This is a genomic window from Imperialibacter sp. (genome assembly GCF_048007035.1).
In the GTDB taxonomy this organism is placed as follows: domain Bacteria; phylum Bacteroidota; class Bacteroidia; order Cytophagales; family Cyclobacteriaceae; genus Imperialibacter.
In genome coordinates this window covers 2,631,861-2,654,377 of record NZ_CP180355.1, presented here as the reverse complement: position 1 = coordinate 2,654,377, position 22,517 = coordinate 2,631,861, and the positions used below count along the sequence as shown (strand labels likewise).

Annotated in this window: 19 protein-coding genes; all 19 read left to right on the top strand. The window is 41.4% G+C overall.

The features are described 5' to 3' along the window. The first annotated feature begins 223 nt into the window (after window positions 1-223). The 19 genes from ACMVP2_RS11400 (at window position 224) to ACMVP2_RS11310 (ending at window position 22,513) form a co-directional block, all read left to right on the top strand. On the top strand, window positions 224-2,779 hold the full coding sequence (locus ACMVP2_RS11400) for an SLBB domain-containing protein (protein WP_339784474.1): 2,556 nt from the start codon (window positions 224-226) through the stop codon (window positions 2,777-2,779). A gap of 11 nt (window positions 2,780-2,790) precedes the next feature. Then, on the top strand, window positions 2,791-3,933 hold the full coding sequence (locus tag ACMVP2_RS11395) for a hypothetical protein (RefSeq protein ID WP_339784472.1): 1,143 nt from the start codon (window positions 2,791-2,793) through the stop codon (window positions 3,931-3,933). Between the two features lie 378 nt (window positions 3,934-4,311). Beyond that, a complete protein-coding gene (gene gmd, locus ACMVP2_RS11390) occupies window positions 4,312-5,457 on the top strand; it encodes a GDP-mannose 4,6-dehydratase (RefSeq protein WP_339784470.1) in 1,146 nt (381 codons plus the stop codon). Further along, complete coding sequence (locus tag ACMVP2_RS11385) at window positions 5,458-6,309, top strand: ABC transporter permease (protein WP_339784468.1); 852 nt, start codon at window positions 5,458-5,460, stop codon at window positions 6,307-6,309. Then, window positions 6,309-7,577, top strand: a complete 1,269-nt coding sequence (locus ACMVP2_RS11380) for an ABC transporter ATP-binding protein (protein ID WP_152001331.1) — start codon at window positions 6,309-6,311, stop codon at window positions 7,575-7,577. Before ACMVP2_RS11385 ends, ACMVP2_RS11380 begins: the two co-directional genes overlap by 1 nt. Window positions 7,578-7,583: 6 nt before the next feature. Then, window positions 7,584-8,909, top strand: a complete 1,326-nt coding sequence (locus ACMVP2_RS11375; RefSeq protein ID WP_339784466.1) for a hypothetical protein — start codon at window positions 7,584-7,586, stop codon at window positions 8,907-8,909. A gap of 11 nt (window positions 8,910-8,920) precedes the next feature. Further along, window positions 8,921-9,931, top strand: a complete 1,011-nt coding sequence (gene pseB, locus ACMVP2_RS11370) for a UDP-N-acetylglucosamine 4,6-dehydratase (inverting) (RefSeq protein ID WP_339784464.1) — start codon at window positions 8,921-8,923, stop codon at window positions 9,929-9,931. A gap of 1 nt (window position 9,932) precedes the next feature. Then, window positions 9,933-11,138: a UDP-4-amino-4,6-dideoxy-N-acetyl-beta-L-altrosamine transaminase gene (gene pseC / locus ACMVP2_RS11365; RefSeq protein ID WP_416867775.1), complete on the top strand. Its 1,206-nt coding sequence runs from the start codon at window positions 9,933-9,935 to the stop codon at window positions 11,136-11,138. After that, window positions 11,135-11,809, top strand: coding sequence for a class I SAM-dependent methyltransferase (locus tag ACMVP2_RS11360; protein ID WP_152001335.1), 675 nt, complete (start codon window positions 11,135-11,137; stop codon window positions 11,807-11,809). Before pseC ends, ACMVP2_RS11360 begins: the two co-directional genes overlap by 4 nt. Further along, on the top strand, window positions 11,793-12,668 hold the full coding sequence (locus tag ACMVP2_RS11355; RefSeq protein WP_416867774.1) for an aldo/keto reductase: 876 nt from the start codon (window positions 11,793-11,795) through the stop codon (window positions 12,666-12,668). The genes ACMVP2_RS11360 and ACMVP2_RS11355 overlap by 17 nt, the downstream gene beginning before the upstream one ends. Further along, complete coding sequence (locus ACMVP2_RS11350; RefSeq protein WP_339784456.1) at window positions 12,659-13,420, top strand: glycosyltransferase family protein; 762 nt, start codon at window positions 12,659-12,661, stop codon at window positions 13,418-13,420. The genes ACMVP2_RS11355 and ACMVP2_RS11350 overlap by 10 nt, the downstream gene beginning before the upstream one ends. Window position 13,421: 1 nt before the next feature. Further along, window positions 13,422-14,726 (top strand): aminotransferase class III-fold pyridoxal phosphate-dependent enzyme, encoded by a 1,305-nt coding sequence (locus ACMVP2_RS11345; RefSeq protein ID WP_339784454.1) that lies wholly within the window; start codon window positions 13,422-13,424, stop codon window positions 14,724-14,726. A gap of 3 nt (window positions 14,727-14,729) precedes the next feature. Next, window positions 14,730-16,172: a UDP-2,4-diacetamido-2,4,6-trideoxy-beta-L-altropyranose hydrolase gene (pseG, locus tag ACMVP2_RS11340; RefSeq protein WP_339784452.1), complete on the top strand. Its 1,443-nt coding sequence runs from the start codon at window positions 14,730-14,732 to the stop codon at window positions 16,170-16,172. Further along, entirely contained in the window at window positions 16,162-17,220 is a 1,059-nt protein-coding gene (gene pseI / locus ACMVP2_RS11335) for a pseudaminic acid synthase (RefSeq protein ID WP_339784450.1), read from the top strand. The genes pseG and pseI overlap by 11 nt, the downstream gene beginning before the upstream one ends. Then, a complete protein-coding gene (locus ACMVP2_RS11330) occupies window positions 17,220-18,740 on the top strand; it encodes a hypothetical protein (RefSeq protein ID WP_416867773.1) in 1,521 nt (506 codons plus the stop codon). The genes pseI and ACMVP2_RS11330 overlap by 1 nt, the downstream gene beginning before the upstream one ends. Further along, complete coding sequence (locus ACMVP2_RS11325) at window positions 18,741-19,772, top strand: glycosyltransferase family 2 protein (RefSeq protein WP_152001340.1); 1,032 nt, start codon at window positions 18,741-18,743, stop codon at window positions 19,770-19,772. 13 nt (window positions 19,773-19,785) lie between these two features. Next, window positions 19,786-20,676, top strand: coding sequence for a glycosyltransferase family 2 protein (locus tag ACMVP2_RS11320; RefSeq protein ID WP_416867772.1), 891 nt, complete (start codon window positions 19,786-19,788; stop codon window positions 20,674-20,676). Window positions 20,677-20,729: 53 nt separating this feature from the next. After that, complete coding sequence (locus tag ACMVP2_RS11315; protein ID WP_416867771.1) at window positions 20,730-21,617, top strand: class I SAM-dependent methyltransferase; 888 nt, start codon at window positions 20,730-20,732, stop codon at window positions 21,615-21,617. Window positions 21,618-21,628: 11 nt separating this feature from the next. Continuing rightward, the gene (locus ACMVP2_RS11310) at window positions 21,629-22,513 is read left to right on the top strand and encodes a hypothetical protein (RefSeq protein WP_416867770.1); all 885 of its coding nucleotides are present in this window, start codon (window positions 21,629-21,631) and stop codon (window positions 22,511-22,513) included. Window positions 22,514-22,517 lie beyond the last annotated feature (4 nt).

Genomic DNA, 22,517 nt, shown 5'->3' with positions numbered 1-22,517 from the left:
GGTTAACTCCCGTTGGATAATTATCTATATTTGCGACCGTTTACAATCAGTTGGCTGAGCTTCTTGTTTGAGTTTTGTGGCATTGAAGACGGTTGCCAAAAAAATGTTATCATATTTAATTGAACAAATGAACATAGGTATATCCTTTTCTCGATTGCACGGGTTGTTTAGATTACTTTCAATAATCTTTTTTTTCAGTGCCATTCTAACTTCAAATGATCTGATGTCGCAGTCCATTGGTGATTTGAGCTCAATTAAAGTTGATTTGCTTACAGACCAACAAATTGAGGATCTTTTGATAAAAGCGGAGACATTGGGCGTTTCACAAGATCGGTTGATTGCTTTGGCACGCCAAAGAGGGATGCTCCCCGCTGAGCATGCAAAATTTGAAAGAAGAGTAATACAAGTTAGCAATGTAAGACTCAGGAGAGAGAAAAGGGAAGAATCTTCAGCCGAAGCATTGCGTAAAACTCAAAGATTTGGCAGTGATAACTTGTTTGAGTCAATAACGGGTCGTGATAGCTTGGGCTACGAATTGACTGGCCTTGAGAAGAAGATCTTTGGATATTCTATCTTTCACAATAAGCCCCTCGATTTTTCTCCCAATTTGAATATGCCTACGCCCAAAAACTATATTTTGGGGCCCGGCGACGAGGTTGTAATCAACATTTACGGTGCAACAACCGATAACTTCAAAGAGATCATCACTCCCGATGGCAAAATCAACATGAAACTTATAGGGTTGATTCATATCGGTGGATTATCTGTTGAGGCCGCTATCTCAACGCTTACTGGTAAACTAGCCACCTATTACTCAGGCCTCAGAGGAAATAATCCTAACACATTTCTGTCGCTAACAGTCGGAAATGTAAGGACGATCAAAGTGAATATTGTTGGAGAGGTGAAGAGTCCTGGTACTTATTCATTGCCCTCCATGTCCACAGTTTTCAACGCCCTTTATGCAGCTGGCGGCCCGACTACCAATGGTACATTTCGCCATATTCAGGTGTACCGATCGGGCAAACTCGTAACCGAAGTCGATACGTATCCTTTTTTAACTAAAGGTGACGACAGCACCAATGTGAGGCTGGAGGATAATGACGTCATCCTGGTAAGACCCATTTCAAATAGAGTAGAAGTTATCGGGGCTACCAGAATACAGGGACTTTTTGAGGTAAGGCCTCATGAGACATTGAAAGACTTGATTTACTTCTCGGGTGGCTTTACTGAATTGGCCTTTACTGAAATGATCACTGTTACGAGAATGGGCGACAATATGAAAACAGTTGAAACCCTTGACGGGGCGCAACAGCAACAGTTTTTTCCCAGAGATGGAGATATTTTTACCATTGGCGAAATTCAGGACAGATTTTCAAACCGAGTCCAGGTGCAAGGTCCAGTCGTTCGTCCTGGACAATATGAATTAACTGACGGATTAACTGTAACAGAACTGGTAAAGAAAGCAGGGGGGCTTCAAGGGGATGCATTTTTGAGTAGGGCTACTTTATACAGGACCTCCGAAAACTTCACTCTTAAAGCTGCCTCCATAGATTTGGGTGCTATCCTTGAAGGGAAAGCTGATGACCTGCCTCTACAAAACGAAGATTTGCTGAGTATTGTAAGCATTTTTGATCTTCGTGAAGAATACTCTGTAGAAGTTAGCGGCGAGGTTAATAAAGCAGGAAACTACCCATATGCCGAAAACATGACAATCGGAGATTTGCTACTTAGGGCAGGAGGTCTAAAAGAATCAGCGGCTAACTCAATTATAGAGATTGCTAGAAGAGTTAGCAACGATAATTCTGGAAAAATAGCTTCAATTATTACTCTTCCGGTCAACAATAATTTGTCTATAGCCGATGAAGAAAGAGAGATTATTCTAAGCCCGTTTGATCATGTTTTTGTTCGAAAAAGTCCCGGTTATCAGGAACAAAAGTTGGTAACCATTGAAGGCGAGGTCAATTATCCGGGAGAATATGCCCTCGATATCGTCACAATGAGAATCTCAGACCTTGTAAAGCGAGCCGGAGGTTTGAATCAATTTGCTTATGCTAAGGGGGCAACGCTTCTGAGGAGGACAGAATATTATGAGCCCAAACCAGAAGAAGAAATTAGGTTGGAGAAATTGACGGATTTGCAGGCAAACACCCTTAGAAAGGATGCCGAAAATATCGAATCTGAAAAGAAAATGCTCGAAAGAGTGGATGCAAATGTTACCAAGGGCAAGGAAGCGCTTTTAATGAGTGAATTAAATCGATCCGACGACGAGCTTCTTGAGCAGGCCAGGACGGAGAGACTTATTCGTACAGGTGCCGTCAAGGAGAAGGAAATGAAAGCAAAAGAGGCAGAATTGGTGGGGATAAATCTTGGGGAGATTATTAGAAACCCGGGTTCTTCTTATGATTTGATACTGAAAGATGGCGATCTGTTAACTATTCCAAAAGAGTTACAGACTGTGAGACTAAGAGGTGAAGTACTTTACCCGACAACGACTCGCTATGAAACAGGAAAAGGATTAAAAGGATATATTGGAAACGCAGGCGGCTTCTCGGAGGTAGCTAGTAGAAAAAGATCTTATGTTGTTTATGCTAATGGAGAAGTAAAGCGAACAAAACGGTTTTTCGGGTTTAGATTTTACCCTCAAATTGAACCCGGAGCAGAGATTATAGTCCCACTTGCACCAGCACGTAGACCCATTTCGATCCAGGAAATTGTAGGCCTGTCTACAAGCTTCCTGACGCTTTATTTATTGGTAAATTCTCAGGTGCTTCGCAATTGATGAGCTTTTTTATGAGGAACAAAAAAATAAGTGTTAGAGAAACGTTTTCTGGGGAAGAAATTGCCCTGCTTGATATTTTCTGGCTGTTTTATAGCAGAAAAATTTACCTGGCAGTTTCAATAGTTCTTTTTCTTATAATAGGCGTGATTGTCGCAAATACCACACCTGTAGAATACGAGGCTACAGTTGAGATTTTATCGGAAGGAGGTGACGATGGATCTGCCGGTGGTCTTAGTGACCTTATCGGCCTGGCGGGTGTTAGAACAAACCGAAAATCCAGCGGCGGCGGCTCTGGTGGTTTAGACTCCGACATGTACCCGCAGATTCTCCGAAGTAGTCCCTTCCTGCTTGAATTAATGGATGAGGAGTTCCAATTTGGAAGAAAAAGGAAAATGTCTCTTTACGAATTTTTCCTTCAGCCAGAACCTAAGCACTTCTTTGCGGCAGCAGCAGACTATTTGAAGGACTTCCCCTTAAATGTCAAAATTCTTCTGGGACTTGCTAAAAAGAAAAAGCAAGTAACCCCTAAACATGTCAGAAAGAAAATGGAAGACTATCCTTCCGTGCTCATTTTGTCTGGGGAAGAAAAAAAGGTGATGTCTCAGCTTAAAAGGCGGATAAGTATCGCTAGCGATGGAAGAATTATATCGCTTACAGTTAAAATGCCCGATAGAAATGTTGCCGCACAGTTGAACACTATAGTAATTGAAAAACTCATAACTTACCTTTCCAACTACAAAACAGAAAAACTGAGGCTAGACTTGGATTTCATTAGTGAAAGAAAAGCAGAGGCTGAAATCGAATATTTAAAGGCACAAAAAGAGTTGGCAACGTTTCGGGATTCCAATCAGGGCAGGATGACCAAATTGGCTGAATCAAGAGAGCAATACCTTACTTTTGAATATAACCTGGCCTTTAATATTTACAGTACTTTGTCTAATCAACTTGAACAGGCTCAAATCCAAGTCAAAAAAGAAACCCCTCTTTTTTCAGAGTTTGAACCTGTTTCAATTCCTGGAAGCCCTTCGGAACCTAAGGCGAGCAAAATAATTATTCTTTACACAGGAGTTGGCGCTGTGGTTGGCTTTTTTATGCTAGTATTGATGTTATTTGTTTCCTACTTCAAAGAGCTGACAATCTCGAAGACAAATTGATTCATGATGCGAAAAGCTCGATATAATTGGATTGTTTTAACAATCGAGTAATTTTGTTACTCAAAAGCTCTTGTGTCATGGTCTCATATTACTTCGAAAACCAAATTTCGCCCTTTGATTAAGTTTTTCAGCAATTTCGACTCAGAAGAACATATTCAAATCTTAGCAGAAGAGTTTGGTAAGTCTGACTCTTCGGTTAGTGCAATGTCAAATCTTCCGAATGAAGCTACTGTTTCTAAAAACAAGCTCAACTACGATTCCATTGATTCTGAAAGAGGAAGCTTTTGCACTAATTTTGGACAATAAAGGAGCGGTGTAAAACGACTCTGAATTTCGGTTCCAGCTTAATATTCATGATGATAAGAAAATAGTTAGTTGATGAAAAAGGCATTAATTACAGGAATTACCGGACAGGATGGCGCCTATCTTGCTGAACTGTTGCTCAAAAAAGGGTATGAGGTTCATGGCATAAAAAGGAGAGCTTCGCTGTTCAACACGGACAGGATAGATCATCTGTATCAAGACCCCCATGTCGACCATCCAAAGCTTATTTTGCACTATGGTGATATGACAGATTCGATGAATCTGACAAGAATCATACAAGAGACGCAGCCAGATGAAATTTATAATTTGGCGGCAATGAGCCATGTGAAAGTGAGTTTTGATACACCAGAATATACTGCAAATGCAGACGGCATTGGGACGCTGAGGATTCTTGAGGCCGTAAGGCTTCTTGGTCTTGAGGGCAAAACAAGAATATATCAAGCGTCCACTTCTGAATTGTACGGATTGGTGCAACAAGTGCCTCAGTCAGAGACGACACCTTTCTACCCAAGGTCTCCGTATGCAGTTGCCAAACTTTATGCCTACTGGATAACTGTGAACTATCGGGAAGCATACAATATGTTTGCGTGCAATGGAATTCTATTCAATCATGAATCCCCCCTTCGTGGAGAAACCTTCGTAACTCGCAAGATCACAAGAGCCGTTGCAAAGATCGTTCTTGGTTTACAGCAAGACCTATTCGTTGGGAACCTTGATGCGAAAAGAGACTGGGGACATGCGAAAGACTATGTTGAAGCTATGTGGCGAATTCTTCAACAGGAAGTTGCCGAGGACTATGTGATTGCCACCGGAGTTACTACCAGTGTAAGAGATTTTATTAAAATGTCGTTTGCTCACGTTGGGCTCAATCTGCATTTTCAGGGGAATGGCTTAAATGAGGTTGGAGTTCTTGAATCAATTGATTCTGATACGATGATGAAGAAAGTTGGGAATTCAGACCTCCCTGAAGGATTAAAATTAGGGGACACTCTGGTAAAAGTAGATCCACGATATTTTAGGCCAACTGAAGTTGACCTTCTCATTGGAGACCCTGCAAAGGCTCATAGCAAGTTGGGGTGGAAGCCGAAATATCAATTGAAAGGTCTTGTGGAAGAAATGATGGATTCGGATGTTAAGCTTTTTCAAAGAGACATCCATTTGATTAGTGCAGGACACAAGGTTTTAAAACAGGCAGAGTAAGTGAAAGAGACCGAAGAAAACTGGGACTTAGTAATCAGGCCGACATCTGGCTTACTTGACTTAAAGCTAAAGCAGGTTTGGAAATATAGAGATTTGCTCTGGATGTTTGTAAAGAGGGACTTTATATCTTTCTATAAACAGACAATTCTCGGGCCAGTTTGGTTTTTTATACAGCCACTATTCACAATGGGAGTTTATATGTTTGTATTTGGCTCATTGGCTGGAATATCGACAGACGAACTTCCTCAGCCACTCTTTTATTTAGCTGGCATAACAGCTTGGACATATTTCTCCGAATGCCTTACTAAAACATCACGTGTATTTATTGATAATGTACACATATTCGGCAAGGTATATTTCCCAAGGATAGTTATGCCTTTGAGTATAATCATTTCGAGTTTAATAAAACTGTCGGTACAATTGAGTCTGCTTGTTGTGATGATGGCCTATTATTTTATTCAGGGAGCAACTTTCAGTCCTTCAATTTATATACTATTATTTCCTATTCTTTTGTTCTTAATGGCTAGCCTGGCCCTTGGTCTTGGCATGATTGTTTCCTCTCTTACAACAAAGTACAGAGATTTAGTTTTTTTGATCACTTTTGGCGTCCAACTATTGATGTATTCAACTACAGTTGTATACCCACTATCTAGCTTGTACGGGGTTTATCGACTCGCCATTCTTGCTAACCCAATGACTACTATTATAGAAGGTGTGAGACTAGGCTTTCTAGGGCAGGGCTCCTTTACATGGCTTGGCTTTTTATATACCTGCGGTATCACAGCGCTAATCTTGTTCATAGGTACATTGGTGTTCAATAAGGTTGAGAAAAATTTTGTAGATACGGTTTAATGAGCAAAGCAATTAAAGTAGAAAACATATCTAAGGCATACCAACTCGGGCAATTCAGCACAGGTACTCTTTCAAGAGATTTGGAGCGCTGGTGGGCGCTAGCAAGGGGGAAAGAGGATCCCTATTTGAAGCTTGGAGAAACCAATGTTCGATCCACGAAGGGCGTATCCAACGTCGTTTGGAGCCTCAGGGACATTTCTTTCGAAGTTGAAGAGGGAATGGCGATAGGAATAATTGGGAAAAATGGAGCTGGAAAGAGCACCTTGTTGAAACTTCTATCCCAGGTCACCACCCCTACAACCGGCCAAATTAAGGTTAGGGGACGAATCGCCAGCTTGCTGGAGGTTGGGACAGGGTTTCATCCAGACTTGACTGGTAGAGAAAATATTTTCCTTAACGGTGCCATACTTGGCATGCGCACAAAGGAAATACAAAAAAAATTCGATGAAATTGTGGATTTCTCAGGGGTTGAAAGATACATAGATACTCCAGTAAAAAGATACTCATCTGGCATGTACGTAAGGCTTGCCTTTGCTGTAGCGGCTCATTTGGAATCTGAAATTCTAATTGTTGATGAAGTTTTAGCAGTTGGAGATGCTGATTTCCAGAGAAAATGTTTAGGTAAAATGGGTGAGGTGAGCAAAGGAGAAGGCAGAACTGTTCTCTTTGTCAGCCACAATATGGAATCGGTTTCCAAGCTTTGTAGTGAAGGGATATTGTTGGAAAACGGCACTTTAAAATACCGAGGTGCCATGGGAGATATTGTTAATGAGTACCTATTGTCCGGTTTAGATGGAAAAGAGGCAATAGTGAACTTAATGCCCTATAATCGGACCGCGTCTTACAATGCTGGAACTGTTGAATTAATAGATTTAGCTTTTGAGAACTCTGTAGAATTGTCTAATGTGTTTTATTGGAACAAGCCAATTGAGATTCTGGTTAGGTTCAAAGTATTGAAAAAAGTTGAAAAACTTTTAGTTGGGTTTACTGTGGCAACGGCAACCGGCGTCAATGTTTTTACGGCAAACAATTCAGGTAACGAGTTTTCATTTGAAGCCCAAACTGAGGTGGTAGTCCGAATAAATATAGAGCACAACTTGAGGCATGGGTTATATACTTTGCATCTGGGTGCCATGGAAGGGAGTCAGGATATATGGTGGCATACAGATGTCGCAAATATTGAAATTACCAATCTGACTCCTGGTATAGTTTACCCCTCAAATAATTCAGGTGTAGTTTTGTGCGACTCCACGTGGACAATCAATTAGCCTTGGATGAGCAGTCTTAAAACTATTATATGGGGCTTTGAAGGCCAGTCTGGTTTGAGCATTGTAAAAGCGATTTCCGCTGATCCAGATTTTCAAGTAGTTCACACTGTCAATGACTTTGGAGGTTCGGAAAATATATTCGATTACCTCCGTTGTGACGAAAATTTACACACCAAAAGTTTTGATGAAAAAATTTATAAGTCCGTATATAATAGCGGCCTTAATAAATTTACCAATATGTTTTCAAGACATTACCAGGACTACTCATGGACTTACCACGATTTCGTCGATGCATTTAATATCTTTTTTAATAGACTATTTAACGTTTTATGTGAGAGGAAACCGGATTTAGTGATCTTTTCGAATATTCCTCACGAAGGTCCAGACTTTATTTTATACCTTCTTGCTAAAGAATTAGGAATTAAAACACTTTTATTTTATCAATCTTTGTTCAAAGAGAAGTTTTTCATTGTAACAAAGCTTGACGATTTTGGACAATTTAAATCCGTTAATAACGTCTCGGTTGAACAGAAGATCAAGATTAAAAAACGGCATGAGGACGAATATTTTTACATGAGTAATGTGGCTCCAATTGCTTTTAGAAGGCCTCGTTACCTTAGACTTGCTAAGCTTGTAGTATCGAAGAAATTGTTTACTGTAGGAATAGAACTAGTTAAAAATTATAGATTCAACCGATTTGTCGACGCCATAAGAAGGAACGAAAAAGATTTGAATCTGCATTTAACCAAATATGTCTATTTTCCTTTGGCAATGCAGCCCGAGTTGACAACTTCTGCTATTGGCAAGTTGTACAACGATCAACTTTTGGCAATTGAACGTCTTGTGCATATTTTGCCAGCTGATTGGAAGGTGGTCGTGAAGGAGAATCCGAAGCAGACAGATTTTCAACGGGGGCACCTATTCTTTCAAAGATTAAAGATGCTTAAGAATGTTGTACTAGCTCCAGTTTCATATAATACTCATGAGCTAACCAGACATTCGGAATTTGTTGCAGTTGTAACCGGCACAGCAGGATGGGAGGCAATAAAGGGAGGTAAGAAAGCTCTGATATTTGGGAATGCCTGGTACCAAAAGTTGCCAGGAGCCATCACATATGAAGACGGTTTGAAAATCGAGGATGTTTTGGGGTATTCTTTTGAACACAGCAGCTTAGAGAACGAATTTTCAGCGCTGATGACTAAATGTGGCATCGGATTGGTTGACGACGCATACAGCGTAGAGATTGAAACTTTTGATGTTGACAGTAATTCAACCAAAGTGCTAAATTCAATTAAGAAAGTTGTTAGTAGTGAAGATACCATTTGGGAATAATTAAAGGAAATATGTTAAACAATAAAAGTGTTTTAATTACTGGAGGTACGGGCTCACTTGGGAAAGCGCTAACAAGGGAAATTTTCGCCAAATGGCCTGAAGTTAAGAAAGTAATAGTTTTTTCTCGTGACGAGCAAAAGCAATTTCAAATGGCACAGGAGTACCCTGAAGACAAATTCCCACAAATTCGGTTCTTTATTGGCGATGTCAGAGATGAAAAAAGGCTAGTTAGGGCATTTAATGGCGTGGACTACGTGATTCATGCAGCGGCAATGAAGCACGTCCCTATTGCTGAGTACAACCCGGATGAATGTATAAAAACAAATATTGGCGGAGCTCAAAATGTCATACACGCAGCTTTTGAGGCTGGAGTAAAAAGAGTGGTAGCCCTCTCAACAGACAAGGCCTGTGCACCTATTAACCTTTATGGGGCTACTAAACTTACGTCTGATAAGTTGTTTATCGCTGCAAATAATATTAGCGGTAGCAATCCAATAAAATTTTCAGTGGTTAGATACGGCAATGTAATGGGTTCAAATGGTTCCGTTATTCCTTTTTTCCTTAGTCGAAGGACTGAGGGAGTATTGCCAATAACGGATCCAGACATGACTCGGTTCAATATATCACTAAAAGGAGGGGTTAACATGGTGATGTATGCTCTGGAGCATGCATGGGGAGGAGAATTATTTGTTCCCAAAATCCCTTCGTATCGTATCATGGACGTAGCCGAAGCGATCGGACCGGATTGTGAGAAGCCGATTATTGGAATAAGACCTGGGGAGAAGGTGCATGAAGAAATGATCACCGCATCAGACTCTTATAACACTTATGACTTGGGTAAATACTACGTTATACTTCCGAGCACTCCTAAGTGGAAAATTAGCGACTTTGTTAACCAATTTAGCGCAAAAAAGGTTAAAGCTGGGTTCAATTACAATTCGGGCGAGAATCACGATTGGGAGACAGTAGACAGCCTGAGGAAGTTGATCAGTGAACATGTAGATTCAACTTTCAAATACTAGAATGAAACAAATCCCTTACGGCCGGCAGCACATAACTGAGGAGGATATTCAGGCAGTAGTTCACACTCTTCAATCCGATTTTCTAACTCAGGGGCCGAAAATTACGGAATTTGAAGAAGCATTCGCAGCTTATGTCGGTAGTAAGTATGCGGTTGCCGTTTCAAATGGTACGGCAGCGCTTCATCTTTCAGCCCTGGCGTTGGACGTAAAAAACGGAGACAATGTAATAACAACCCCGATAACTTTTGCGGCGAGCGCCAACTGCATAAGATACTGTGGCGGAAATGTGGTTTTCTCTGACATCGATCCAGAAAGTTATCTATTGGATGTTGATAAGGTAAGGAGTTTGTTGGAGAGCTCCCCTAAAGGGACCTACAAGGGAATTGTTCCGGTTGACTTTGCAGGAAGGGCCATTAACATGCAGGAAATAGCCGATTTGGCAAAAGAACATGGACTGTGGATAATTGAGGATGCTTGTCATGCTCCGGGCGGATATTTTACTGATCAGAATGGTTCCCAACGTAAATGTGGTAGTGGACAGTTTGCTGACCTGGCCATTTTTTCATTCCATCCAGTCAAGCATATTGCTTCCGGAGAAGGTGGGATGATCACAACTAATGATTATTCTCTGTACAAAAGACTTCTCATGCTTCGTACTCATGGCATTACCAGGGAAAGTGCACTCTTTAAAAATACGAAAGCCCTTGCCTTGGGTGAGATTGAGCATATGAGCTTCGCCGTTAACAGTGATTGGCCGGGCTGGTATATGGAAATGCAGGAATTGGGATACAATTGCCGTTTGACAGACTTTCAAGCTGCTTTAGGGCTTAGCCAATTGAAACGTGCGGACGGTGGTCTCCAAAGACGGCGGGAGATTGCCGGGAGGTACTATGAATCTTTCATTGATACGGCATTTATAAAAGGGCAGTCAAGGGCAGTTGAGGGGCATGCATATCACCTTTATATCATCGAGATTGAAGATAGAATTGGGCTGTATAATCATCTACGTACTAAGAATATTCTCCCTCAGGTACATTATATTCCATGTCACCTAATGCCATATTATCAGTCACAAGGGTGGACTGTTGGAGATTTCCCAAATGCAGAAAGATACTATACTCGCTGCCTCAGCTTGCCCATGTACCCGACGCTGACAGATCAGGAACAAGATTTTGTGATCAAAGAAATTAAGAGCTACTTCTCATGAACAAGCAAGAACAAAAGTCTGCTTTCCTGTCGTACGAAGCCAATGCTTGGTTCAGTAGGAACAAATCCAAGCTTGGGAACTATAATCCAGAAGAGGATAGAATCATCACACTACTTAAAAATTACAAAATCAATCCACAAAGCGTACTTGAGATTGGTTCGAGTGCCGGATATAGATTAAATGCTATAAAAAACTATTTTGGCTCCGAGTCTGTGATTGGGGTGGAGCCCTCAAAAGACGCTATAAATTTTGGCAAAAAGGAATATCCAGAAGTGAGTTTCATTCATGGAACGATGGATAATATTGATGATGTTCCTGATTCCTCTTGTGATTTGGTAATTGTGGGATTCGTGTTTTATGTTGTCGATAGAGCCCTACTCTTGAAAAGCGTGGCGGAAATCGATAGAGTTTTGAAAAACAGTGGGATGTTAGTTATTACCGATTTTTATTCTGAAAAGGCACTAAAAAACAACTACCACCACATTAGTGAATTTAATGCGTATTCTTATAAACAAGACTATTACAAGATATTTGAGTCCACCCACATGTATCATTTGCTTGATAAATCCACCTACAATCACGCCACAATGGAATTAAATGGCCAGGATGATTTTCATGACCTTATTTCTATCACGGTTTTAAGGAAAGACGTAGATGCCTCTTATCAATAAGCTAATACTGGGAACTGTTCAAATGGGCATTCCCTATGGTGTTAATAATAAAGCAGGGCAAATTCCCGAGAGCGAAAGCCTGAATATTCTAAGACTGGCCCGAGAATCGGGAATTGACACCTTGGACTCTGCTGAAGCCTACGGGTCTGCTCATCAGATTATTGGAGGCTATAATAGAGAAAACCAAAAAAAGCCTTTCAATGTAATAACCAAAATTTCAGGCGGCATTAACAACCATACTGTGGAGGAAAAGCTCCAAACTTTTCTCAGGGAATTGCATCTTGAAAAACTTGATGGTCTTATGTTTCACTCATTTGGAGCATACCAAGAATATCTTCATCTGATGGATCGGCTAAGCTTGATCAAAGAAAAAGGGGTCTTTCGCCAATTGGGAGTGTCGGTCTACAATAATGAGGAAATTGCTACTCTCATTGATGATGATAGGGTTGACTTTGTGCAACTTCCTTTCAATTTACTTGATAACATTTCGCAACGAGGCGAAATGATTGAGCGGGCAAAAGAGAAACGTAAGGCTATCCACACAAGATCCACTTTTTTGCAAGGCTTATTTTTTATGGAAACAACCTCGAAGCATCGAATAACAGAGGCATTGGCCCCACAATTGCTCAGGATTCGGGAACTGGCATTGGAAGAGAGTGTTTCTATAAATACCCTTGCTCTTGGCTATTGTCTCGCACAGGAGAATATTGACAATGTACTAATAGGTGTTGATTCGGTAACTCAATTGAAAAAGAACCTGGAAGCGGCTAGCTTTGTCCTAAGTAAGGATACCATGAATTCTATAAATAGTTTGATAGTCAAAAATAAAGCCCTCCTAAATCCATCTTTATGGGGTTAAACACTCTCCTAATTACACAGGCAAGAACCGGCAGCACAAGGCTTCCTGGAAAAGTTTTGAAAATTATTTTAGGCAAGACGCTTTTACAAATTCATTTGGAAAGATTAAGTAAATGCAAGCTTGTTGATGCTATACTTGTCGCCACTACAAGTTCGCCTGACGATAACGTAATATACAAGAACGCCATAGAGTGGGGATATTACTCCTTCGCAGGATCAGAAGATGACGTCTTGGACAGATTTTACCAGGCTGCTTTGCCACATTCACCGACCTGGGTAGTTCGGGTAACTTCAGATTGTCCTTTGATTGATCCAGCATTGGTAGATAAAGTTGTGAGATTTTCTATTGAAAAAAATGCGGACTATTGTTCTAACACCCTTTTGGAGCACTATCCTGATGGGCAGGACATAGAAGTGTTTAAGTTTGAGGCACTGTCAAAAGCTTGGAAACTTGCAGACAAGAAATCAGAAAGAGAACACGTAACGCCCTTTATTAGAAATAACTCCAACTTTAAGGGAGGTCAGAATTTTGCCGCCGTGAATTTCCCATGCGAAAAGAACTATTCACACATAAGAATGACGGTTGATGAGCAAAAGGATTTGGATTTGATAACGAGACTTACCGAAGCCAAAGGCTTAGATAAGTCCTGGCTTGACTACACAAATTATATTATTGACCACGATCTGCTGGCCATAAATAAGGACATCACTCGGAATGAAGGTTTATTAAAATCACTATCTAAAGAAGATTGAAATGGGAAAAGGGCAGGAGTTGTACAAAAAGGCAAAGACCCTAATACCTGGGGGAACTATGCTGCTGTCGAAAAGACCTGAAATGTTTTTGCCGGAAAAATGGCCCTCCTATTTTTCCAAAGCAAAAGGGTGTAAAGTGTGGGATTTGGACGGGAAAGAATTTACTGATGTTTCAATTATGGGAATTGGAACAAATATTTTAGGGTATGGGCACGACGAAGTAGATGACGCCGTGATGGCTACAGTCAGAAATGGAAATATGTCAACTCTAAACTGCCCTGAGGAAGTATACCTTGCCGAACGCTTGATCGAGCTTCACCCGTGGGCGGACATGGTGCGATTTGCCAGAAGTGGGGGCGAGGCGAATGCCATAGCCATTAGAATTGCAAGGGCTGCTTCCGGTAGAGACAAAGTAGCCATTTGTGGCTACCATGGCTGGCATGATTGGTACCTTTCAGCCAATCTCGGGGACGATAAGAACCTGGCCGGGCACCTCCTTCCAGGTCTTGACCCGTTAGGGGTCCCTCAGAACCTAAAAAACACGGTTCTCCCTTTCAATTACAATGATATAGAGGAGCTACAGAAACTTATCAAGACAAACGAAGTTGGGGTGATAAAGATGGAAGTCTCCAGAAACAAAGGCCCAGAGGATAATTTCCTTCATAAGGTCAGGAAACTGGCAACTGATAATAATATCGTCCTTATTTTTGATGAGTGTACTTCAGGCTTTCGCCAGACATTTGGCGGCCTTCATAAGCTTTATGGAGTAGAGCCGGATATGGCAATGTTTGGAAAGGCATTGGGAAATGGGTATGCGATTACTGCAACAATTGGGAAAAAATCAGTGATGGAGGCCGCCCAAAAGTCATTTATCAGCAGTACGTTTTGGACTGAAAGAATAGGCCCAACAGCTGGATTGAAAACCCTGGAGGTTATGGAGCGTGAACGGTCTTGGGAGACGATTACCAGCACGGGAACTGAAATAAGCACTCGCTGGAAGGCCCTTGCTAGGCACCACAACCTTAAGATAGGCGTGTCTGGGCTGCCAGCACTTATTTCTTTCGCTTTTGATAGCCCCAATGCGTTGGCTTATAAAACCCTCATAACCCAGGAGATGCTCAAAAAAGGATATCTCGCTGGAACAAGCGTGTATGTCAGTACCACTCATGTGCAATCAGTTCTCAATCCCTATTTTGAAGAGCTTGACAAGATTTTTGGACTGATAAAAAAATGTGAAGAGGGCCTTCCAGTCGGCACCCTTTTGGAGGGGCCAGTTTGCCATGGAGGATTCAAAAGACTTAATTAATAATTGAAACCTCAAGTTTATATAAGAGTCGACGGGAATTCTGAAATTGGACTGGGCCATTTGATTAGGTGTATGGCCCTTGCCAGAAACATTTCTGAGGAGTTTTTGACGACATTTTGCTGCCGCTTTATTCCGGAGGCTCTGAAGCAGGAATTAGCTTCTTTTGATCTGAATCTAAAAGAAATCCAACACGAAGAACAGTTTTTCAGCGCAGTCGAAAAAGGCTGTACCGTGGTCGTTGATGGTTATAATTTTGACTCTGTTTATCAGAAAAAACTGGCAGACAAAGGAGCCCTTATCGTCGTCGTAGATGACCTTTATCAGGGTAAGTTTAATGTGGACGCAATCATTAATCATGCGCTGGGGGTTTTACCAGAAAATTACAATGCAATGCCTTTCACACAATTGTGTTTGGGTACTGAATATGCCTTGTTGAGGCCAGAATTTCTGCAATTACATGAAAGGGAATCAGAGAAAAATGTGGGCCTGTCATTGCTGATTTGCTTTGGTGGAGCAGATCCATTGAATTTGACTTTACAAGCCTTGGAGGTGGCGGGCGAATTTCCTCAAATTGAAACGATTCGAGTTGTAATAGGTGCGGCCTACCAGATGCGAGAAGATTTGTTTCAGAAAATTCCTAGGATGAGCAGAAAAATTCAATTGCTTGAAAACCTGAATCCGTCCGATATGGCAAAGGTAATGTCTCTATCCACACATGCGATCGTTCCATGCAGTGGCACACTGTTAGAGGCTCTTTCTGCTAAGTTAGTAGTGATATCAGGTTACTATGCTGACAATCAGAGGCAATTTTATACCGGCTTTCGGCACGCCAAGGCATTTGTGGACGCCGAACAGTTTGAATCAGATCAATTGCGACGTGCTTTGACGTCGGCTTTATCCCGCAGGACAACCTTGTTTAAAGGCATAGATACAAAGATACCGGGCAGATTAAAAAAGCTTTTTAGCTCTCTGGAGATGCAAAAAAGAGTTAGCCTGAGGCAAGCTGGCCAAGTCGACGATAAGTTAACCTACAGATGGGGAAATGACCGGCTAGTAAGGAAGTACTCATTTACTAAGAATCATATCCCGTTTGAAGAGCACAAGAAATGGTTTAAGGAAAAAATAACCTCCCCGGCTTGCATCTACCTGATCGCAGAATTTCAACAGGAGCCTGTTGGCTCTGTCAGATTTGATTTGAACGAAGGAAATGTCGCAGTTATTAGTTATTTAATAGATTCACACTTTCATGGTAAGGGTTTAGGACTTGCGGTATTAAGGTCTGCCATTAAGCACCTGGCGCAAAATTTTTCAGAATTGAGCGCTATTATTGGTTATGTGATGAAAGAGAACTTAGCTTCGTTGGTGATTTTTCGAAAGCTTGGTTTTAATGAAGAGATATTGAGCGACCGTATAAAATTTACGAGGAATTGGAAAAATGAAAAATAGAGAAGTGATAGACATCGGGGGCTTTCAAATAGGCAAAGAGAACAGCGTTTTTATTATTGCAGAGTTATCAGCAAATCACAACGGGTCTCTTCAAAACGCCCTCGATACAATTGATGCTGCCAAGGAAGCCGGAGCTGATGCCATAAAGCTTCAAACATATACTGCTGACACTATAACCCTCAATGCCAGGACTGACGACTTTAAATTAAAGCAGGGGACTATCTGGGACGGCAAGTACTTATACGACCTATATAGGGAAGCCTATACTCCATGGGAGTGGCACAAACAGCTGTTTGATCGGGCACGTGCCAGAGGGTTGGTTTGTTTTTCCTCTCCGTTTGATAATACTGCGGTCGATTTACTGGAGTCATTGGATGCTCCCGCTTATAAAATTGCGTCTTTCGAAATCACAGACATTCCTTTGATAGAATATGTGGCATCAAAAAATAAGCCGGTTATTATTTCTACTGGCATTGCCGAAAGAGAAGACATTGAGTTGGCAATTGAAGCATGCAAGCGAATGGGAAACAATCGCATTATCCTGCTTAAATGCACATCCAGTTATCCAGCACCAATCGAAGAAGCAAACATGAGTATGATTCCTGACCTGGCAGCCAGATACGGGGTATTGAGCGGTTTGTCAGACCACACCATGGGTATTACTGTTCCAGTTGTGGCCACCACTCTGGGAGCAAGAGTTATAGAAAAACACTTCATTTTGGATCGTGCTATTGGTGGACCGGATGCGTCATTTTCGTTGAACAAGGAAGAGTTTGCCCAAATGGTGAGGGCCGTGAGGGAAGCTGAGGTTGCAGTCGGTAGGGTGGATTATTCCCTTACAGACAAGCAAAAAAAGGGCAAGGACTTTAGCAGATCACTATACGCAATTGGCGATATTAAACCGGGAGATGTTTTTTCAGCCGAGAATATCAGGTCGGTAAGACCTGGTTTTGGCCTTCATCCAAAGTACTATAAGGAAATAATTGGAACAACTGCGAAGCGGTCAATTTTATTCGGTGAGCCGCTAAAGACTGAAGATCTTGACTGATGAAAATAACCGGAGCCGATGACAGCGCTACAAAAGTAGCTTTTTTTAGCTCGCACAATCTTTGGCCTTCTCACTACGAAACAGAGCTGGAGCTGATGCAGAAGCACCTTGATCACGGGCACGACATTGTTCAGATGTCGTGCTTTTCTGAACTGAGGGCATGCGATCAGAATTTAACCAATGCTGTTGATACTTGCTTTTTATGTTGCAAGAAAAGAAAACTTGGGGTTGACTTGCTAGACTCGAAGGTTAGGAATGTCGGCATCAAAGAATATTTGAGATGGGAAGACAAAAAAGTAGTCGAAGCTCTACAGAAAAATTTTAAAGACATCAATGATCTCAAAGCCTATTCTATTGACGAGAAATATGACATAGGTCAATCTGTGGCATCATCTCTCATTTCTCTGTTGAGAGTTTCTTCTCCCGATCTTGACAGACACAGGGAGCTTGTTGAGAATTATCTGGTTGGTTCTGCCGAGATCTATTACGCATTCAAGAGATTTTTGACCGTCGAGCAGCCAGCGTTCGTGTACTTATTTAATGGCAGATGGGCGCATACCCGAGCAGCATTTAGAGCATGCCAGAAAATTGGCATCAAGTGTCTTCTGCACGAAAGGGGTCAGGATATACATCACTACGGCCTTTTTACTAATCATTTCCCTCATTCTATAGCAAATTTCACAATAAGGGCTATGGAATTGTGGGAAAGGGCCGATACAGATGAAAAAGTGGGGATTGGAGAGTCATTTTATATCTCTAGGCGTGGAGGCTCAAATGTGGATTGGTATTCTTTCGTAGCGAAACAAGATAACAACCAATTACCAGAAGATTGGGACGAAAACAAGGAGAATATAGTTATTTTTCACTCCTCTGAAGATGAAGTAGCTGCCATTGATGAGGAATGGAAAAATCACATGTATGACAATCAGCTCGAAGGTATTAGAGCGATCTGCAAAGATCTTCTGTCCAGTAGCAACATCAAATTATATCTTAGGCTGCATCCAAATTTGGCGAACGCAGCTTCCACTGAAATAAACGCATACTCCAGCTTCTCGTTTGCTAACCTTACGGTAATAAGCCCCGAATCGAAAATTAGTAGCTACCTGCTAATAGAAAAAGCCGATAAAGTGGTCACCTTTGGTTCGACGGTTGGGATCGAAGCGACTTTCTGGAATAAACCTTCAATCTTGGCAGGTAAAGCCTTCTACGAGAAGCTGGAAAGCACCTACAATCCAAATTCGCACAGTCAGCTGATAGCCTACTGTAAGCAGAAGGACTTAGCTTCACTGGAAAAGAGAGGGGCCTTGATCTATGGCTACTACTTCAGAAGCTTTGGCTCAAAATACAAGTATGTGAAGGCGAATAGCTTTTCAAGTGTTGAATTTAAGGAAACAAACCTTGACCAGGTCGTTCAGCACGATAGCGTGAAAATCAAACGCTTTTTCAAAATCAGAACCTTTGCCAGAATCCTTAAAAGGCCTTTCCTAAAAGTCAATTTGCTAAAGTTACTCTATAAATAATTGAGCCAGCCTACACCGAAAGTCTCCGTGGTCATACCTGCATTTAACGCAGAGGCGTACATACGTGCAACTATACAAAGTGTTCTGAACCAAACTTTTGATGATTTTGAGATTGTTGTCGTTGATGATTGCTCTACGGATAATACTGCAAATGTGATTAGCTCCTTTGACGATAAGAGGATACGGCTTCACACAAACGAAAAAAATAAAGGAATAGCGTATACTAGGAACAGGTTAATTAGCCTCGCCAGAGCAAAGTACCTAGCGATTCTGGATGCAGATGACTTGGCATATCCTTCCAGGCTCCAGGTACAGTATGACTTTTTGAGTGAAAATCCAGACTTTGCCTTTGCAGGTTCAGACATAGAGCTTATCGACACCGCTGGCAAAACTATTGGTTATAATCAATACACGTATCCTCCTGAGAACTATCCCTCGCTGTTATTCTTTCACAATATCATAGCTCAATCAAGTGTAATGATTAATAGGGACTACATTGAAAGTTTGCCCCAAATTTACAGCCTCGATTTCCCTCCTGCGGAAGACTATCATTTGTGGGTGAGGCTTGCCTTAATGGGCAAGACTTACAATCTTCCGCAGGTTCTCGTCAAATATAGAATACATAGCCAAAGCGTGTCCATAGCCAAAGCCTCACTAATGGAGCAAATGGTAGAAAAAATTATCCTTTGGCAGGCCCAAAGGTTGGGTTTGGCACCGACGAGAGATGAATTAAATATTCAAAAGGCATTGGCTCATAGTGACTATTCAAGATTAGGCGAAATTTCCCATCTTGATATAGACCGCTGGTTAGGAAAAGTGTTTGCCGCAAATGTAGAAAAACAGATATATTCGCAGCAATCTTTTGGTGAAGTCATTAAGGACAAGTGGATTGATTTGGTTCACTCTCGAATCTTGGAGCATAGTCCAAGAGTATTTTTTGAACTAAGCAAGGGCTTTGGCTTTAGTAAACTTACCTTTGCGGCCAGGGTACGGTTTTTTCTGAAATGTTTTTTGTTTTACAAGTCGTCGTGACCCCAGAGAATGCATGAGTGAGATTGTTGACTTTCCTCTGATAAGCATCATTGTGCCTTGCTACAATCAGGGAGAATATTTAAATGAGTCTCTGAGCTCGATTGAATCCCAGACTTACGAAAACTGGGAGTGTTTGATAATTAATGACGGATCAACTGACAACTCAGCCAATATCGCTGAGGCCTGGTGTAAAAAGGATCAAAGATTTATTTGCTGTGAAAAGAAAAACGGCGGCTTAAGCTCTGCAAGAAACGTGGGTCTGGACAGGGCAAGGGGAAAATATATCCAGTTTCTGGATGCAGACGACATCATAGAAAGAGGCAAGCTCGAATTGTCGGTTCAAGAGTTAGCTAAGGACGATAACCTGAGAGTTGTGATATCTAACTTCGAAGGAGCACTAAAAGTAATGTCGCAGAGAATACCCCCCTACTGCGATTTGTCAGTCGTGAAGTTCTCACTTAGAACAATTGTGCTCAATTGGGATAGAGGCTTTACTATTCCCATTCATTGCGGTGTATTTCGTTTCGACTTCTTTAAGTCATTTAGGTTCAACGAAACTCTTATGGCCCTGGAAGATTGGGACTTTTGGATACGTCTTTTTAAGGAGTCTCAGAGTTATGCTTTTATTGATATGCCATTGGCCATCTATCGGCAGCATAATGCTGGAATGAGTAAAAATGCTGGAAAAATGTACAGGGCGAAGCGTGCCTTTTTGCAGCACATAAGGTCTCAAAAGGTGATTGAAGGTGATTTACTTTCTGAATTTGAAGCAACAATGAAAAACTATTGGCTGCCAAGTCTGAGAATAAAGCACCTTGAAGAAAGGTATCCAAAAATCAAGCATTATTTTGAGCTAAAAAAAAGTATTCGCCGTATGTTTAATCTATATCGGAAGGAGAGCTAATGAAGTGCAGGATTTGCAGAGAAAGCCAACTTAAACCCTACCATGTGAGGGAAATGATGTTCGGTTTAAAGGATTCGTTTGAATACCTGGAATGCACAAATTGTGGATGCCTTCAGATAAAGGAATATCCAAAAAACATTGGTAAGTACTATCCGGAGAATTACTACTCATTTAACGAAGTCAGCCTGCGTGAAGTTAGCAAGTACCAGAGGTTTAAGAACCAGGTGAAGTTTGTACTAAACCCCATTTTGCGGCTAACTAATATATCGAAACTTAACCTTGATGGCGACTTAGCACGGCTGAAGAAAATTGGACTAAGTCTCAGTTCGGCTATTCACGATGTTGGCTGTGGATCTGGGCATTATCTCCGGAGGCTACATAATTATGGTTTTAGCAGCTTGTCAGGGTCCGACTTGTTCATCGAGAAGGACTCTTCAATATTTGGAAAGGTGCCAATATTTAAAAGTGGCTTACGGGAATTGAACGGTACCTATGATTTGATTATGCTGCATCACGTGTTTGAGCATATGCCAGATCAGAAAGAGACGCTGGAAATACTGAAGACAAAACTCAACCCAGCGGGTGTTCTTATGATGCGTATCCCTGTACTCAGCTACGCATGGGAAAAGTATGGAACCAACTGGGTGCAGCTTGACGCACCAAGACACTATTATCTGCACACGCTGAAAAGTGCTGAGATTTTAGCAAAGAGCGTTGGGCTCCAACTATTTAAAGTGGAGTGGGATTCTTACGCATTACAGTTTTGGGGAAGTGAACAATACTTGCAGGACATACCGCTAAGGGCAGCTAACTCATATGCAGAGTCGATCCAAAACAGCCCGTTTAGTAAGGAGCAAATTGAACTGTGGGAAAGGGAGTCCCAAAAGTTGAATGAGGAGGGAAGAGGCGATCAGGTAGTACTTTATCTGAGAGCTGAGTAAACCCCTTGTATATGGCATCATTGATCGGAATCATTATTCTTAACTACTTTTCTGGTAAGGAGACGCTCAAGCTGTATCAGAAAATTGAATCCTTTCAGGATGAATCTCTCAGAATACTTGTTGTTGACAATTCCGCTGAGGCAACCGAGAACGAACTGCTTCGGAGGTCAATACCATCCGAAGATTTGGTACTAGCGGGGAAAAACCTAGGATACGCCGGTGGAAATAATCTAGGTATTAGACTTCTTGTTACCGATTCGGAGATAAGAACAATCGTTTTAATTAATCCGGACGTCGAGCTGAAAGAGAATATATTCCATGCTTTAGGGCAAAAGCTCTTTCAAAATAATGACTTGGCAGCAATCGGCCCTCGACTTTGTTTGAAAGGAGAAAGAAATAAAATCTTTTCAGACGGGGGACTGCTTCATTTCAAAAGATTCTTTTACCCTGGGCATTTACATGCCAAAATGAACCCTTCTCAAGTGGTTTCCAAAAATTTGAATAGAGACATTGGCTATGTAAATGGCTCGTTTTTTATGATCCGTGTTTCGGCTCTGGAAGCAGTTGGACTACTGAATGAGAAGTTCTTTCTTTATTTTGAGGAAACAGAATGGTGCCACAGGGCTAAGACATTGGGTTGGCAGGTGGCTTCCGACACAACAGTTACTGCATATCAGGATATCAGTAATAATGGTGTTGTATATGAATACTATATGACTAGAAATCATTTCCTTTTTCACTATCTATACTATAAAAAAGGGTTGCCCCGGCTTGCGTTGCACTATCTTAAGCATATTTTAATATACGTTTTCAACCAAGAGATCAATTCAAGTAAAAAGTGGCCATTTCTATTGGCAAGGATAAAGGGAATTGTAAAAGGCCTAATGAATAGTTGAGGCT